Raw genomic sequence first — 17,550 nt, forward strand, 5'->3', positions numbered from 1 at the left:
ACAAACTAAAAGTGTTACTTTTTTAAAATTTCTTTTTGTAGCATTTCAAAGGCTTTGTTTGCAGCTTTATTTATCACTTTAACACGATGGTTTCCAAAGCTAAACTGTTCAGAATACACCTTGTCTTTTGTTGCGATAGCTATGTACACAATTCCTAAACCTTCCTCAGTATCATCTTTTGTTGGACCAGCATTGCCAGTTGTGGCAATTGCATAATCTGTATGCATTATTTGCAATGCATTTTTCGCCATAGCTTCAGCAACTTCTGCACTAACAACAGAATGTTTGTTAATTATATCTTCGGAAACCTTTAGAACATTAACCTTAATCTCTTTTGTATAACTGACGATACTGCCTTTAAAATATTTTGAAGCACCTGCATTTGTAGTAAAGCGTTCGGCAATTAAGCCACCTGTACAACTTTCAGCTGTCGCAACTGTTTTTCCAGTTTCTGTCAGTTGCTTACCTATAACTGCTTCAATAGACAAGTCTTGTTCAAAGCCTACAAAAATATCTTCTATTTGAGGTAATAGCAAATCGGTTTGGTTTTGCATTTCAGCTTCAACAACCGTCTTATCATTTCCTTTAGCTGATAATCGTAAACGTACACGACCTAAGCTCGGCAAATAGGCCAATTTAATAAAGTTTGGTAATTGGTTTTCAAAAGATTCGATACGTGCAGCTAGTGAACTTTCACCTAAACCATAAGTTAAAAATGTTTTATGTTGAATGAATGGTAACTTAAAACTTGCTCTCAATTTCGGAAGGACTTCATCTGTAATTAATGACTTCATCTCATAAGGAACTCCTGGCAGAGATATAAAAACAGTATTGTTTTTTTCAAGCCACATACCTGGAGCGCTTCCATATTTATTCATTAAAACACTAGCCTTTGAAGGCACTAAAGCTTGATCCAAATTAACTTGAGTCACAGGTTTTTTTACAAACACCTCCCATAGGTGTTCAATGTTTTTTCTAACCGAAATATCTTCAGTTAAAGTATCATCAAAATAGTCTGCAATTGTTTTTTTGGTAATATCGTCTTTTGTTGGCCCTAAACCACCTGTAAGAATTACAATATCGGCATTAGCTTCAGCTTCTGCTAATGATTTTAAAATATGAGTTCTATCATCTTGAACAGATGTAATCTGGTACACTGAAACACCAATTTTATTTAATTGCTTTCCAATGAAGGCCGAATTAGAATCCACAATTTGACCAATGAGAATCTCATCACCAATTGTAATTATTTCTGCTAGCATTATAAGTTGAAGTCTTGCTTAATTTCTGCAGTTACATTCTCTACTGCAGTTAATACCAATTGTAATTCTTTAGAACAGTCTTCTCCTGCTTTTTCAAGTTTTCCCCAATCTTGAACTGTGATAAGGTCCTGAAGCACACCAAGTTCGAACAAATCTATAGTTGGCTTCATCTTATGCGCAGCTTGATAGGTATTGTAAAAATCTTGCTCAGCGACTGCTATTTTCAAACGTTCTGCATCAACTGGGACTTCTTCTAGAAATGCTGCTGCAAGTGCAGCAACGAAATCTTCGTCATTATCAGCCAATTCACGTACTCTGTATAATTTATAATGTTGTTCCATTTATTTTACTGTTATTGAAAACATTTGCTTGTCTTCTATAAATCCTTTTAATTTATCATTAGCAATAACTTTGCCAACTCCAGCAGGAGTTCCCGTAAATATAATATCTCCAATCTTTAAAGTAAAATATTTTGAGACATATTCGATGATATCGTCAATTTTATACAACATCAAACTTGTATTTCCCTCTTGCACAATGGTTTCATTTTTACGCAAACTAAAGTTGATATTATTAACATCTTCAAAATCTAGTTTTGGCAACCACTCTCCTATCACAGCTGCGCCATCAAAGGCTTTCGCCTTTTCCCAAGGCAAACCTTTAGCTTTTAACTTTGACTGCAAATCACGAGCGGTAAAATCGATCCCTAAACCTATATAATCATAATACTTATGTGCGAATTTTTTTGAAATATGTTTTCCAACCTTATTAATCTTGACTAATATTTCTACCTCATGATGTACATCTTCAGAAAAGTCTGGAATAAAAAACGGTTGCTTCTTTAATAAAATTGAAGTATCTGGTTTTAAAAACACCACAGGATCTGAAGGCCTTTCATTCTCCAGTTCTTTGATGTGCTCTGTATAATTTCGACCAATGCAAATCAATTTCATGCTAAGGTAAATTTGAAGGTTAGGTTTATTGTAATTTATTATTGAAGGCTCTTAATTTAATTGCAGTTAGCACCTTTTTGGTATACAATGGAAAATCCGCATTAAGCAACCAACCAAAATAACCAGGTTCTTTTTCAAGGACCTCTGTCACTAGTTTTCCTTTATGCTTTCCAAAAGAGAAACATTCTACACCTTCTTTAGTATACCCAATAAATCCAGCGAAATCTGCAAACTTTTTACGTGAGCTAAACTCCGCTAAGAAATTAGAATCGTTTTCTAGGTCTTCATATCTATCTAATTGTGCTTTCAAAATTTCGTAGGTTGCAATTGTATCAGCTTCAGCACTATGTGCATTATCAAGATTTTTATCACAATAGAATTTATAAGCTGCACTTAATGTACGTTGTTCCATTTTATGAAAAATGGTTTGCACATCGATAGATTGTGTGTTTTTCATATCAAAATCAACCTCAGCACGTAGCATTTCTTCAGCGAGTAATGGTATGTCAAAACGGTTAGAATTGAAACCACCTAAATCACAATCTTTAATCATTGCATGCACCTCTTTAGAAATCTCTTTAAAGGTTGGTTTATCTGCCACATCTGAATCAGAAATTCCATGAACCTGAGTAACCACATATGGAATTGGAATCGTTGGGTTCACACGCTGCGTATACGTTTCTTCTTTTCCATCAGGATGCACCTTATGGATTGAGATTTCAACAATTCGGTCGTTAGTGATATTAATTCCTGTCGTTTCTAGATCGAAAAAACAAATGGGTTTTGTGAGATTGAGTTGCATTAGTAATTGCTTTTTTACAAAGGTAATTAGAATATGTGGAAAAGAGGATTTTGGTTTACGGAATAAAACATTCTAATTAGCTGAACTCAATAATTAGTGAATAGAAACAAAAAAAGCACAATTTTAAGATTGTGCTTTTCTACTTTATATATGAAATTTCTGTCTTAGCAGAATTTTTTAGATTTCTCTATTAGAATCCCAAGCTTCTAAATAATCTTTTACAGCTTTTACAAATTGTCCTCCAAGAGCTCCATTTACGACCCTATGATCGTAAGAGTGAGATAAGAACATTCTGTATCGAATACCTATAAAATCACCTTCTGGAGTTTCGACAACAGCAGGTACTTTTCTAATAGCACCAAGTGCTAATATTCCAACTTGTGGTTGATTAATAATTGGTGTTCCCATAATACTTCCGAAGGTACCTACATTAGTTACTGTATAAGTTCCTCCTTGAATATCATCAGGTTTTAAATTATTATCTCTAGCTCGTGTTGCTAAATCATTAACTTTTTTAGTCATACCAACCAAATTAAGTTGATCTGCATCTTTAATTACAGGAACAATTAAGTTACCATTCCCTAAAGCGGCAGCCATACCTAAATTGATATGTTTTTTCTTAACGATGGTATCTCCTTGTAGAGAAATATTCATCATTGGGAAATCACGTAATGCTTTCGCAATGGCTTCCATAAATATAGGAGTAAACGTTAGGTTTTCACCTTCACGTTTAAAGAATTCATCTTTAACTTTCTTACGCCAATTCCAGATTTTAGTCACATCTGCTTCAATGAAACTTTGTACATGTGCAGATGTTTGAACTGACTCAACCATGTGATGCGCAATAAGCTTGCCCATTCTGGTCATTTCAATAATTTCATCATCACCACTTGCCATTACAGGAGTAGGAGTTGGTTTTGATTCTACTGCTTTTATCGGAGCAGCTTTTGGAGCTTCTTCACTTTTTGCAGCAGCAATTTGAGGTTGTGAACCTTTATTTTCTATATATGTTAACATGTCATTTTTAGTGACACGTCCTTCTTTTCCTGTTCCTGAAATACTATCTAATTCGGCTTGAGAAATTCCTTCCTGTTTTGCCATGTTTTTTACTAAAGGCGAATAAAAACGCTCTCCAGAATTCACAATTGGCGCAGCAGTTTCTTTTGCAGCTACAACTGTTTTAGCTACTTCAGCAACAGCAGGAGCATCTTTAGCCTCTACTTTTGCAGGTTCAGCTTTTGGTGCTTCGTTTGAACCACTATCAGAACCAGCGATTTCTATAACAGCTATGGTTTGACCTACTTGAACGATGTCATCTACATCGAAAAATTTTTCGATTAAAACACCATCAACCTCACTAGGCACCTCACTATCAACCTTATCTGTCGCAATTTCTAATACTGCCTCATCAGCTTCAATAGTATCACCTACTTCTTTTAACCAAGATGTTATTGTTGCTTCAGCAACACTCTCTCCCATTTTAGGAAGCTTTAGTTCAAATTTTGCCATATCTGTAATCTAGCGTCAATTATTCGTTTAACGATTGCAAAATTAATGAAAAATCAATACAATCGTTGCGATTTTTTCAATTAATTATTATTGAGTTGCATAACAGCTCCTCTACTTTTAGAGCTATTACTTCCGATGATAAAGTTAGAATTTTTTGGTAGAATTTTGAATGTCGCAGTACAATTTTTAGGCGTATTGGATAAGATTTCGATGATTGACCTAAAACTTAGGTGATTATTGTCTAAAATGTATTCTGTATCATCCTTATAGGCTTCTATTTGAGAATAGCAAACTAGTTCTTGCTTTATGAGTTTCTCAATTGAAGATTTATGATCTAAGCCAATGTAGACGAAATGTTTAGGATTATCCTGAATTTCTCCTGATGTTTTTAGCAACATTGGTCCTAATTTAATTCCGAACCACACTAAGGCATCAAAAATAAAATTAGACTTAAAATGCTTAGTGTAAAAAATCTGCATTGCTCCATAAAATCGGTTTGCATAAGTTTGATCCTTAAGTGTACTTTCCCCTTTATAATGAATTATAGTAGCATTACCATTATATATATTACTGTATCCAGCTTGTTCTACTTTATAAGATAAATCAATATCTTCTCCATACATAAAATAATCTTCGTCAAATCCTCCAACTTGATTATATATTTCTCTTTTCATTATCATAAAGGCACCAACAAATACTGGAGAACTTCCTACACCTTTTTCATCTAGATTAGACACATAGTATGATTTTGGAAAGCCCAACATTTTTTTGACAGCAACCATTGGTCTTGGCACGTTTCGTTTGCTTTCTGGCAAAAATCGTCCTTGACCATCAATGAGTCTGCATCCTAAAATCCCAAGGTTTGTTTGTTTGTCGGCAAATTGAAGTAGTTTTTCAAAAGTGTTTTCTGCAACAACGGTATCAGGATTTAAAATACAAACATAGTCGCCTTTAGCTTGAACAACACCAATATTATTTCCTTTTGAAAACCCGTAGTTTTCTTTATTTGCTATAAGTTTTATCTTCGGAAACAAGGTCTTCACCATATCACAACTATCATCTGAAGACAAGTTATCAATCACTATAATTTCGGCATCAATATTAATTAATGACGCTTCAACACTTTTTAGACATAACTCTAAAAAATGGCGCACATTATAGTTTAATATGATTACGGATAATTTCAAATTCAAATAGCGATTAGGATTTTAGGGATGCTTCAAACGGAATTCTATTAATAATACTTCTACCTAGAGTAACCTCATCAGTATATTCTAATTCATTTCCAACAGAAATACCTCTAGAAATTGTTGATGTTATAACATTGTATTCTTGTATCTGTTTGTATATATAGAAATTGGTTGTATCACCTTCCATTGTAGAACCCAGTGCAAAAATAAGCTCACTTACTCGGCCCTGTTTTACTTTGTCTACTAATGATTTAATATTAAGTTCATTTGGACCAATCCCATCCATTGGAGAAATTTTTCCACCCAATACATGATATTGTCCACGAAACGAACTTGTGTTTTCAATGGCCATAACATCTCTGATATCTTCAACAACACAAATGGTATCTTTTACACGATGTGGATTAGCACAAATCTCACAAAGATCGACATCACTAATATTATGGCAACTTTCGCAAAACTTTATTTTACTTCGCATAGCACTTAATGATTCAGCAAGATTCAGGGTTTGAGATTCTGGCTGTCGCAATAAATGAAGTACTAAACGCAATGCCGTTCGTTTACCAACACCTGGTAATTGAGACATTTCGTTGACTGCATTTTCAAGTAATTTTGAAGAAAATTCCATAATTGCGAAATTACAATTTAATATGAAGCTAAAAAAGCCACCTTCAAATAGAAAATGGCTTTTATTTTGTTTGTATGCAGTCTACTCAATAATAAGTTTTTTGGTGACCACACCTTTGATAGTATTAATAGAAACAAAGTATAATCCCGAATTGTATTGAGACGTATCAATATTTAAAGGATCTAATAAGCTCTGTTTTTTAGTATAATACATCATCTTACCTAATGAATTGTATACTTTAACAGATACTTGTTCGCCTTTGTTCCAAGATAAACTAACTTGATTTTTTGCAGGATTAGGATACATTGAAATACTATTCAATTCAAAGTCTTCAACACTTAATGTTGGATCGAAAAGATTAGAACGCCAGAGTCCTCTACCGTATGTTCCTGCATAAACCATATTATCTGCAGTATTTATTTCAAGTTCACTAATAATAACGTTAGGAAGGTTATTACTAAATGGTTGCCAATCAGTATATGTATTGTCTATATAAAATACACCGTAATTCATACCTAGATACAAACCATCTTTACCATTATTTTCCCAAACTAATGCACGTGCACTAAAATTTGGCAAATTAAATAAATATGAATTCCAAGTATCTCCACCATTAGTAGACACATAAACTTTATCTGATCCTGTAGTTGCAATAGCTATCTTATTATGATCTGTTGGATGTATTGCAATCGAATTAATAGAACCCGTAAATCCTGATAATTGATCCCAATTACCAAGTATACCACCTGATTCTGTTTTATATAAACTATTTCCTCTGGCTGCATACATATAAACACTGTTACTAGGCGCAATTTTTAAATGATTAAGGTTGCCACCAAAATTTTGTGAAATTGACACCCAGCCTCCGCCTCCACTAGTAGACTTATACACTTCATCATAACCTGAATAAATCACATTAGACTGATTTGGATCTTGCTCGAAAGGTGTTATCCAGTTTCCTGTTTTACCATCAGGAGAACCAATTCCATTTGTAGCATTACCTCCACTAAACGATTTATAAAGTGTACCGTTTTGTGATGTTCCATAAAGGATATCATTATTGTCCTTATCTACAAACGACTCCATACCATCAGCACCAAGCCAATCTTTCCAAATTCCATTAGCACCTAAAACAGAAGACCCATTGTCTTGTGAGCCTCCAGTTACCACAACCGGATCAGTTTGACTAATTCCAATTTTATAAAACTGTTTAATTGCTAATCCTGTAGTTAAATCTCTATAGTAAGAACTTGATACATTAAGAGGATTGTCTGCAACAAAAATACCTCCATCACTACCGACATATAATTTATAACCATCAGTGTCATTTCCAATAAATTCCATAATATCAATATCTGCATGGCAATAACCAATTCCTTGACCAGCCGCAGTTTGAGGCACCCATTGAGATGTAATATCGAAATTAACTCCACCATCTGTAGAACGCCATGATAAAACACCTGCTATGTGAACATCCAATGCATTTTGAGGATTAACAGCAATATCCATATCTCGAGGTGCTTGACCTGAATTATCACTTGCAGTAGAACTGTAACCGAAATAATTTTTACCTGCATGATCTAACTGAATGAATGTATTTCCGCTATCGATTGATTTATGAAAACCTCCAAACGTACCTCCTGAAGCTTCAAGTACATAAACAACACTTGGATCATTTGCTGAAACACCAATCATTTTTGGTCCGCTAGAAAACGAATTTGATAAATTTTCAAAACCATCTTGAAAAACAATACCTAATGTAGGATCTACTATAGAAACATCATCTAGGGTTAGTCCGCGACCATAATTTGCAGTTCCTTCAAATGCTATGTAAAAATCTGAACTCGAAGTAGGAAGATTTATAGTAATATTATTCCATGCAGTTGATTCGGTCACATAATTTGCTAATTCTGTCCAAGCATCTCCAGCAGAGGTTTTGTACAAAACTTTTAATGTATCTAAATCTCCTCCCCAGTTTACATTGGTAAATGAAAAACTTAATACTGGATTAGTTGCTCCTGACAGGTCTAAAGATGGAGTCACTAAATTTGTTACAGGCGATGAAAAATTTCCAATGTAACAAATGGCCATACCGTTTCCTGTTCTTGGTGTAACTGTATTATCTTGATTCGATCCAGTTGTTGTCCAATTATTAGAACCAGTAAGATACTCTTGAGTCCATTGGGTCAAGGTATCGGGAGCTCCAAATGTTACTCCTCCATCTGTAGATACATAAAACTCATTTCCAGACGCATAAATTGTATTTGTATCACCTGGTTTAAACTCTATGTCATAACCATTAGTTGCGTTACCATTAATTATAGTCCAATTTAGACCAGCATCAATAGATTTATAAATTCCACCACCTTCTACCGAAGAATACATTTTATTTGTATTGGTTGGATCTATAAGTATTTTATTAACTGTTCCTCCACCAGTGTCGGAATAAAAATTCCAAGTCGTACCAGAATCAGTTGATTTTAAAATTGTTCCTCCTGTAGAACCCCAAAAATATGTAGATGAATTTGTAGGATCCATAGCGAGTGCACTCACAGTAAGTGTAGATAAATTATCCGTAAGGACTGTCCAATTTGCACCTCCATCAATTGATCTCCAAACACCACCTGTATTTGCACCAACAATCATATGATTTGGATTAGCAGGTTCGACAGCAACAGAAGTTATACGACCTACTCCAGGATTCCATCCAGCAGTTTGATTCCAATAATCTGGGCCTAAAGGTTCCCAAGTACCAACTGTTGTTCTTGCTTCTCCCGAATTTTCATTGATTAAAGCGTTGTAGTTTTCTAGTTCATTGAAATAGAATTCTGGAGTTGGCAACATTCCGTTTTCATCCATATCCTGCAATGCTTGATATTCCCAACGCTTGTATGGTTTGTATCCTTTTCCGCGTTCTGTACCAACTTGAGTAAAATAAGCTTCTGCACTTTGTTGAATTTCTTGCACAGTGTAGGTTCCTTTAGCAATCATTTCCCTATGTTCCTGCGACCAAGACATTGTAACTGTTACTAAAAAAGCAATGAGGAGATAGTAATTTTTCATTTTAAATTATTTTTGGTAAACTAGAATAAACAACGGTGTATTCTATATGCTAGAAAACAAGTTTTTTTATAATAAAATACTTATTATTGTTTACAATTTTTTTTGTAAATATAAGGTTTTCAAAAATTAAATCTGTTAAAACACTAATTATGTCGACAAACGCCATTATTTTATTAATCCTTGCCTATTTTGGTGTTCTTTTTTTAATTTCATATTTCACAGGAAAAGAAGACTCTAACGAAGCTTTTTTTAAGGCCAACAAATCAGCTCCTTGGTATTTAGTTGCTTTTGGAATGATTGGAGCTTCGCTATCTGGAGTAACATTTATTTCAGTTCCTGGAGCAGTTGAAGTCAAACAGTTTGGTTATTTCCAAGTGGTATTAGGTTACTTTTTCGGGTACCTCATTATAGCCTATGTATTGCTTCCTCTCTATTACAAAATGAATTTAACGTCGATATATACTTATCTTAAGGAACGGTTTGGTAATACAAGTTATAAAACTGGATCTGTAGCTTTTTTAATATCTAGAACAGTTGGAGCTGCTTTTAGGTTGTTTTTGGTCGCTAAAGTATTGCAGTTACTCATTTTTGACAACATCTATATTTACGGAAATTATACCATTCCATTTCCAGTAACTGTTATGATTACCATTGCACTTATTTGGTTATACACGTTTAGAGGCGGAATTAAAACTATCATATTTACTGATACACTTCAAACATTATTCATGTTAGTTTCAGTAGTTGTTGCCATATCATTTTTAGCTAGCGCCTTAGATTTAAACAGTATTTCAGAAGTCTATACTAATGTTACAGACAGTAAGCTTAGTAAGGTGTTCTTTTTTGGAGATGGAAATGATCCACAATATTTTATAAAGAGTTTTCTTGCTGGTATATTTATAACGATCACTATGACTGGTTTAGACCAAGATATGATGCAAAAGAACTTAACCTGCAGAAACTTAAAGGATGCTCAAAAAAACATGGTAAGTTTCAGTGTTATTTTAGTCTTTGTAAACATTCTGTTTTTAGCATTAGGATTACTATTAACTCAATATGCAGAACTACATGGAATTACAGCTAAAAAAGATGATCTGTTCCCAACAATTGCCATGCTTCCTGAAATTGGAGTAGTGACTTCAGCATTCTTTTTATTAGGATTAATTGCTGCTGCTTATAGTAGTGCCGATAGTGCGCTTACGTCTCTAACGACTTCTTTTTGTATTGATATTATTGAATTAGATAAAAAACCAAAACAAAATCAAAAAAGAGTCCGCAAGCAAATACACATCCTTTTTAGCTTTATCCTCGTTCTCGTAATAATTTTGTTTGACCTTTTATTTAAAGATGTCTCTGTTATTTGGGAATTATTTAAAGCTGCAGGATACACTTATGGACCTTTACTTGGTCTATTTGCCTTTGGTATTCTAACCAAAAAGCACATTAAAGATAGGTATGTCTGGATTATTGCTATAGTAGCTCCATTGCTTTCTTATTTAATTAATTTCTACTCTGTAGAATTATTAAATGGATACAAAATTGGTTTTGAAATTCTAATAGTAAATGGCTTATTAACCTTTTTAGGTTTACTATTTATAACAAAGAAAACTGAAACTAGTATTGGTTAGTTCCTAATAAAACTAGAGTGCAAGCCTCTTCAAAAAAGATATTATTTTGTTTTAATAAGTTTTGAAGCTCGGTGTTTTCCGTTCCTGGATTAAAAATTACACGTTCTGGCATCAACGAAATAATATAATCATAATACGCTTTTTGACGCTCAGGATTTAAATAGAGGGTAATTGTATGCACATCTTTGTAAGGCATTAAATCAGTATCTATTTCAATACCTGCAACTGTACCTTCTCTTAACCCAAAAGCGACTACCTCCTGACTATATTTCACTAATCTATTGATGGCAATATTTGAATATCGCTGTGGCTTTAAAGATGCACCTATAACTAAAGTTTTTTTATTCATTAATAGTGAATTAATATTGAAAACATTCCAATCAAAATATATGCTTTCCAAAGTGATTTTTGTTAATCAATCTGGAGGCATTTGTTAAAAACGTGTTAATGAATGTTAAAAGCAGTAACACAACTCAAAAATAAACGTCTATGGTGTAACAACCTATTCTGAAAAGAATAATTATTTAAAATCAATCAATCAATCAATCAATCAAAAAATGAAAAAAGTCACATTACTGTGTATGCTCCTACTTTCTGTATTATCATATGCAAACTCCACAGAAACCGCAGCAGCAAGAGAAGGCACGATCTCAGGACGTGTTATTGATGCTTCGCTTAATGAACCCCTTCCCTACGTAAATGTTATTATAAAGGATTCAGAGAACAACATCCTTACTGGTGGAATCACCAAAGAAGATGGTTCTTTCGAAATCGAAAAAATTCCTGCAGGCACTGTAATACTAAGTGTTCAGTATATTGGTTTCAAAACAGCAACAAAAACAATTATTATAGGAAAAGGAAACTACAAAATTAATATTGGTGATATTTATCTTGAAGAAGACATTGCTAGCTTAGATGAAGTAACTGTCGTTGCTGAAGTCACTACAATTCGTCAAAAAGTCGATAGAAAAGTTATTACAATTGGTAAAGATTTGACAACTCAAGGTGCTACAGCTAGTGACATCATGAATAATTTACCTTCTGTTAGTGTTGATAGCCAAAATGGTGCTATTAGCCTAAGAGGTAATCCAAACGTACGTGTCTTGGTTGACGGAAAACCAACTAACGTCTCTGCAGCGCAATTACTAAAACAAATTCCTTCAACATCAATAAAGAGTGTAGAATTAATTACCAACCCCTCAGCAAAATACAATCCTGAAGGCATGAGTGGTATTATCAATATTATACTCCACAAAAGCACCATTCAAGGATTTAACGGAAACCTCAATTTAGGACTGCAAAAGGAAATAAATGCCAATTTTAATAGCTCAATCGATATGAATTATCGCAACGGTAAATTTAATTTTTATGGTAATTATGGTAACAATATTGGAAAAAGGGATAACTATGGATTTATAGAGCGATTTGATAATGACAGTAAGCAGATATTTAATTTTGGAAATAATAATAAATCGCACTTGTTTAAAGTAGGTGTAGACTATTATATTAATGATAATAACACCTTTTCAGTATATACTAATCAAAACATATATGACGGAAAAGGATCTGGTTCTACAGACATTAGAAATCTATCAAATAACGATCCTATATTTCGTCAAGATTTCAGTAACACTAATGATAATAATACCTCAACTTACAATACCACTTATAAACATGACTTTAGCAAAGAAGGGCACTCCATAAGTATAGAAGGTGATTATAGTACATTTGACAGTGATGAAAGTGCAGCTTTCAATTTTTCTGACAATTCCAACTACATTGATTTAGTTGAAAACAAAAGAGATAATACTCAAATTAATTTAGATTATGAGAATCCTTTGTCTGATAAATCTAAGCTTGAATTAGGTGCCGAATACCGTATTAATAATTCCGACAACATATATAATACGACAAATACATTTGGAGCAAATTCTAATTATGAGTATGAAAGAAGTATATATTCATTTTATGCTACCTATGGAAAAACCTTCGAAAAATGGTCGTATCAAATTGGAGCTCGAATAGAGCAATATGAGGTTCAGGCTGATTTTGCGCAAACAGGTTCTAATGATGCTCAGTTTAAAGATGATCAATTTAGTGTTTATCCTTCAGCGTTTTTCACTTATAACCCTTCTGAAAAAAACTCTTATCAATTGAGTTTAAGTCGTCGTGTAGATCGACCTGGTTTAGGTCAAATTAATCCAATTCGCGAATGGAGTACTCCTAGAATTACGTCTGTTGGTAATGCAGAATTAAAACAGCAATTTACAAACTCGATTGAAGCAAATTACACTAAACAACTTAGCAATGGTAGTATTACTGGTGGTGTATTCTACCGAGTAATAGATGATGAAATTAGTCGTACTGTTAGTGTAGACCCGCTAGATCCAACAGGAGACAGACTATTGTTAAGCTTTGGCAATTTTGATGGCAATACAGCTTATGGAGCTGAAATATCTAGCAATTACAAAGCAACAAAATGGTGGAGTATTAATGCCAGTGCAGAATTATATTTTAACACTGTAAAAGGTATAGTTGATGTCAGTTCTATACCAACTAATGTTGAAATAGATAATACATCTTTCAATTTCAGGATGAATAACAATTTTAAAGCTACTAAAAAATTAAGCTTTTCACTATTTGGAATGTATAGAGGTGAACAAAAAAGTTTACAATTTGAAAGACAACCTATGGTATTAGTAAATACTGGTTTACGTTACAAATTCTTAGAAGACAAAGCAACCTTTAGTTTTAGTTACAATGATATTTTTAATACTATGAAGTTTGAGTTTGAAGGAGAAAGACCTTATCCTCAACAAGGAGAGTTTAACGGTGAAAGCAACACATGGAGAGTTGGATTAACCTATCGATTTGGTGGTGGAAAATACAGAGCTTTAAAACGTAAAAACAGAGATAACAGCGATAAATCTGGAAGTGGTGGATTTTTATAATTCGAAGACTTAAATGATCGTACATTTAATAGCCTACATAATAGTTGATGGTTAGTGTTAAGTTTGGTTATTAAATGCTACAGCCCGAAGCCCAAAAGCTTCGGGTTTTTTTATGAGATTATGTTAAAAATTGATAATCAGTGTAATGCATTGAGTTTTAGTACGACAAAACTCCAATAACATAAATTTAATGTATTTGAATTAGTCCTATATAAATACAAAGTTTTTAAATTGATTAATAGCAGAAAGTCCGTAAGTAATACCTACGGACTTTTTTTTATGTTAATTAACGTTAAAAGTGAATTTAAATATAATAAAAGCGAAATTTTAGCGTCTAAGTATATGTGATAAGTTTTAAAGTTAATCAGTTTAACATATCACTAGTTTTATAGTTTTAGTGTTACTAAGAATTGGTTAATAGCGAGGAAATCCGGAACTGAAAAGTTTCGGATTTTTTTTTACCATTTTATAATCACACTTCCCCATGTAAATCCACTTCCAAAAGCAGCCAATACAACAGTATCACCTTCTTTAATTTTCCCTTCTTCCCATGCTTCAGTTAAAGCAATAGGAATTGAAGCTGCGGTCGTGTTTCCGTATTTTTGAATGTTATTAAAAACTTGATTGTCTTCTAATTTAAACCTACGTTGAATAAACTGAGCAATACGTAAATTCGCTTGATGTGGAATAAGCATATCAATATCATCGACTTGAAGGTTATTTTTCTCTAAACCTTCCATAATTACTTCGCTAAAACGAACCACCGCATTTTTAAATACAAATTGTCCGTTCATATAAGGAAAGTAACTTTCGTCATTAGGATCATTTTCTGCAAGAATATCATTCACCCAACGTTTTCCCATTCCTGGAGCAATTAATACCAATTCTTCAGCATGTTCACCTTGTGAGTGTAAATGTGTAGATAAAATTCCTTTGGTATTATCTTCTTCTCGTGTCAAAACTGCTGCTCCTGCTCCATCTCCAAAAATGACAGTGACTCCTCTTCCTCTTGTCGTTTTATCTAGTCCGTGAGAATGTAATTCACTACCAATCACCAAGATATTTTTATACATTCCTGTTTTGATAAAATTGTCTGCCACAGAAATGGCATACACAAAACCTGAACATTGATTACGTACATCTAAAGCTCCAACAGTTTTAATGTCTAAAGCATGTTGAACTTGTACTCCTGGACCAGGAAAATACATATCTGGACTCAACGTAGCAAAAATGATAAAATCAATCTCATCTTTATCAATCCCAGAACGTTCAATAGCAATTTTAGCAGCCTTCACTCCCATTCCTGCAGTAGTATCACCAGTACCTTTTAAAGCCCAACGACGCTCTTTAATTCCGGTACGCTCCTGAATCCATTCATCGTTCGTATCCATCATTTTTGATAAATCGTCATTGGTAACTACATTGTCAGGAACGTAATGTCCTAAACCTATTATTTTGGAATTGTACATAATAAAATTTAGTATTAAATAAGTACTGCAATTTAACTATTTAAGCAGAATTTTTTTTTAAACTGAAACCCAATCGTTATGCACGCATAGCATCTTTAAAATGTCAGTTTGTCACCTTATAAGTCTTGGTACTTTTTTTGCCAATAGGTATACATCACAATTAATTATAATAAAACACACATATCATGACAAAAGGAAACATTAATGTATCGGTAGAAAATATTTTTCCGCTCATTAAAAAATTCTTGTACAGCGATCACGAAATATTTTTACGTGAACTTATTAGTAATGCAACAGATGCAACACTAAAATTAAAACACCTAACCAGTATTGGTGAAACTAAAACCGAATACGGAAACCCTCAAATTGAAATAAAGATTGATAAGGAAGGAAAAAAACTCCATATCATTGATCAAGGTTTGGGTATGACAGCTGAAGAAGTTGAAAAATACATTAACCAAGTGGCTTTTTCAGGAGCAGAAGAGTTTTTAGATCAGTATAAAGATGCTGCCAAAGATTCTGGAATCATTGGACATTTTGGTCTTGGATTCTATTCAGCATTTATGGTTGCTGAAAAAGTTGAGATTATCACAAAATCTCATAAAGATGAACCTGCTGCACATTGGACTTGTGATGGTTCTCCAGAATTCTCATTAGAAGCTTCTGACAAAACAGATAGAGGAACAGAAATCGTTCTTCATATCGCTGAAGATTCGACTGAATTTTTAGAAGAAGCACGAATTAGTGAATTGCTACTCAAGTATAACAAATTTATGCCTGTGTCAATTAAATTCGGAACTAAAGAAGTTAATGTAGCACTTCCGGAAGATGCTCCAGAAGACGCAACACCAGAAAAAACTACAGTTGACAATATAATTAACAATCCTAATCCAGCTTGGACCAAACAACCAACTGAATTAGAAGATGAAAACTATAAAAGTTTTTACCGTGAGTTATATCCTTCACAATTTGAAGATCCATTATTCCATATTCATTTAAATGTAGATTATCCATTTAACTTGACAGGAATCTTGTATTTCCCTAAGATGACGAATGATTTAAACGTTCAGAAGGATAAAATTCAATTATATCAAAACCAAGTTTTTGTTACGGATAATGTAGAAGGAATTGTTCCAGAATTCTTAACAATGTTAAGAGGTGTAATTGATTCACCAGACATTCCGTTAAACGTATCTCGTAGTTATTTGCAAGCTGATGGAGCTGTGAAGAAAATTTCATCTTACATCACTCGTAAAGTAGCAGATAAATTAAAGTCATTATTTAATTCTAATCGTGAAGATTTTGAAGCTAAATGGGATGACATCAAAATCGTTATTGAATACGGAATGCTTTCTGAAGATAAATTCTTTGAAAAAGCAGATGCCTTTGCATTGTATCCAACAGTTGATGGTGCGCATTACACGTATGAAGAACTTTACAACAAGATTAAAGCGAAGCAAACTGACAAAGATGACAAACTAGTTATTTTATATGCTTCAAATAAAGATACGCAACACTCATATATTGAGTCTGCCAAGGCTAAAGGTTACGAAGTCTTAATGTTAGATTCTCCAATTGTATCACACTTGATTCAGAAGTTAGAAACGACCAAAGAGAACATTTCTTTTGCTCGTGTTGATGGAGATCATATTGACAACCTGATTAAAAAGGATGAGACTGCAATTTCTAAACTATCTGAAGAAGAAAAAACAACTTTAGATGCGTTATTAAAAGAAGTTGTGCCTTCAGAAAAATTCATGGTACAATTAGAAGCTATGGATAGTGATGCTAGTCCGTTTATTATTACACAACCTGAGTTTATGCGTCGAATGAAAGAGATGCAACAAACAGGTGGTGGTGGAATGAATATGTTTGGCAATATGCCAGAGATACATAATCTTATTGTAAATACAAACTCTGAATTGGTTAGTGAAATACTTAACACTAAAACCAAGAAAAAGCAAGAACGCTTGATTACTCAAAGTTTAGACTTGGCACGTTTGTCTCAAGGCTTACTTAAAGGTGAAGAGTTGACAAATTTTATCAAACGTAGTTACGACATGATAAAGTAACATTTAGATTATTGAACTTTATA

At 33.4% G+C, this 17,550-nt stretch carries 13 protein-coding genes; 3 read left to right on the forward strand and 10 right to left on the reverse strand.

The genetic code is table 11. The features are described 5' to 3' along the window. Window positions 1-14 precede the first annotated feature (14 nt). The 8 genes from RH81_RS06610 to RH81_RS06645 form a co-directional block, all read right to left on the reverse strand. Window positions 15-1,262 carry a competence/damage-inducible protein A gene (locus RH81_RS06610; RefSeq protein WP_033959168.1) on the reverse strand — a complete coding sequence of 416 codons (1,248 nt, stop codon included), beginning with the start codon at window positions 1,260-1,262 and terminating at the stop codon, window positions 15-17. Next, complete coding sequence (locus RH81_RS06615) at window positions 1,262-1,603, reverse strand: hypothetical protein (protein ID WP_033959169.1); 342 nt, start codon at window positions 1,601-1,603, stop codon at window positions 1,262-1,264. Before RH81_RS06615 ends, RH81_RS06610 begins: the two co-directional genes overlap by 1 nt. Continuing rightward, window positions 1,604-2,215, reverse strand: a complete 612-nt coding sequence (locus tag RH81_RS06620) for a fumarylacetoacetate hydrolase family protein (RefSeq protein WP_033959170.1) — start codon at window positions 2,213-2,215, stop codon at window positions 1,604-1,606. 25 nt (window positions 2,216-2,240) lie between these two features. Continuing rightward, on the reverse strand, window positions 2,241-3,017 hold the full coding sequence (locus RH81_RS06625; RefSeq protein ID WP_033959171.1) for a 3'-5' exonuclease: 777 nt from the start codon (window positions 3,015-3,017) through the stop codon (window positions 2,241-2,243). A 177-nt stretch (window positions 3,018-3,194) separates the two neighbouring features. Further along, on the reverse strand, window positions 3,195-4,526 hold the full coding sequence (locus tag RH81_RS06630) for a dihydrolipoamide acetyltransferase family protein (RefSeq protein ID WP_033959173.1): 1,332 nt from the start codon (window positions 4,524-4,526) through the stop codon (window positions 3,195-3,197). Window positions 4,527-4,606: 80 nt separating this feature from the next. Next, window positions 4,607-5,713 carry a glycosyltransferase family 2 protein gene (locus tag RH81_RS06635; RefSeq protein WP_033959351.1) on the reverse strand — a complete coding sequence of 369 codons (1,107 nt, stop codon included), beginning with the start codon at window positions 5,711-5,713 and terminating at the stop codon, window positions 4,607-4,609. 13 nt (window positions 5,714-5,726) lie between these two features. Further along, window positions 5,727-6,344, reverse strand: coding sequence for a recombination mediator RecR (recR, locus tag RH81_RS06640; protein WP_033959175.1), 618 nt, complete (start codon window positions 6,342-6,344; stop codon window positions 5,727-5,729). Between the two features lie 81 nt (window positions 6,345-6,425). Beyond that, on the reverse strand, window positions 6,426-9,407 hold the full coding sequence (locus RH81_RS06645) for a T9SS type A sorting domain-containing protein (RefSeq protein ID WP_033959177.1): 2,982 nt from the start codon (window positions 9,405-9,407) through the stop codon (window positions 6,426-6,428). Between the two features lie 149 nt (window positions 9,408-9,556). On the opposite strand from RH81_RS06645, the gene RH81_RS06650 reads away from it, so the two are divergent. After that, the gene (locus tag RH81_RS06650) at window positions 9,557-11,035 is read left to right on the forward strand and encodes a sodium:solute symporter (RefSeq protein ID WP_033959179.1); all 1,479 of its coding nucleotides are present in this window, start codon (window positions 9,557-9,559) and stop codon (window positions 11,033-11,035) included. Here the strand turns inward: RH81_RS06650 and RH81_RS06655 are convergent. Further along, complete coding sequence (locus tag RH81_RS06655; protein WP_033959181.1) at window positions 11,022-11,384, reverse strand: CoA-binding protein; 363 nt, start codon at window positions 11,382-11,384, stop codon at window positions 11,022-11,024. The two genes, RH81_RS06650 and RH81_RS06655, sit on opposite strands and share 14 nt — an antisense overlap. A gap of 208 nt (window positions 11,385-11,592) precedes the next feature. Here RH81_RS06655 and RH81_RS06660 point away from each other — a divergent pair, with 208 nt between their 5' ends. Then, entirely contained in the window at window positions 11,593-13,986 is a 2,394-nt protein-coding gene (locus RH81_RS06660) for a TonB-dependent receptor (protein ID WP_033959182.1), read from the forward strand. 458 nt (window positions 13,987-14,444) lie between these two features. Here RH81_RS06660 and RH81_RS06665 read toward each other — a convergent pair whose 3' ends face one another. Further along, the gene (locus tag RH81_RS06665) at window positions 14,445-15,455 is read right to left on the reverse strand and encodes a 3-oxoacyl-ACP synthase III family protein (protein WP_033959184.1); all 1,011 of its coding nucleotides are present in this window, start codon (window positions 15,453-15,455) and stop codon (window positions 14,445-14,447) included. 185 nt (window positions 15,456-15,640) lie between these two features. Here RH81_RS06665 and htpG point away from each other — a divergent pair, with 185 nt between their 5' ends. Further along, on the forward strand, window positions 15,641-17,527 hold the full coding sequence (htpG, locus tag RH81_RS06670) for a molecular chaperone HtpG (protein ID WP_033959185.1): 1,887 nt from the start codon (window positions 15,641-15,643) through the stop codon (window positions 17,525-17,527). Window positions 17,528-17,550: the final 23 nt, after the last annotated feature.

The sequence above is a fragment of the Psychroserpens jangbogonensis genome, from assembly GCF_000797465.1.
Classification (GTDB): domain Bacteria; phylum Bacteroidota; class Bacteroidia; order Flavobacteriales; family Flavobacteriaceae; genus Psychroserpens; species Psychroserpens jangbogonensis.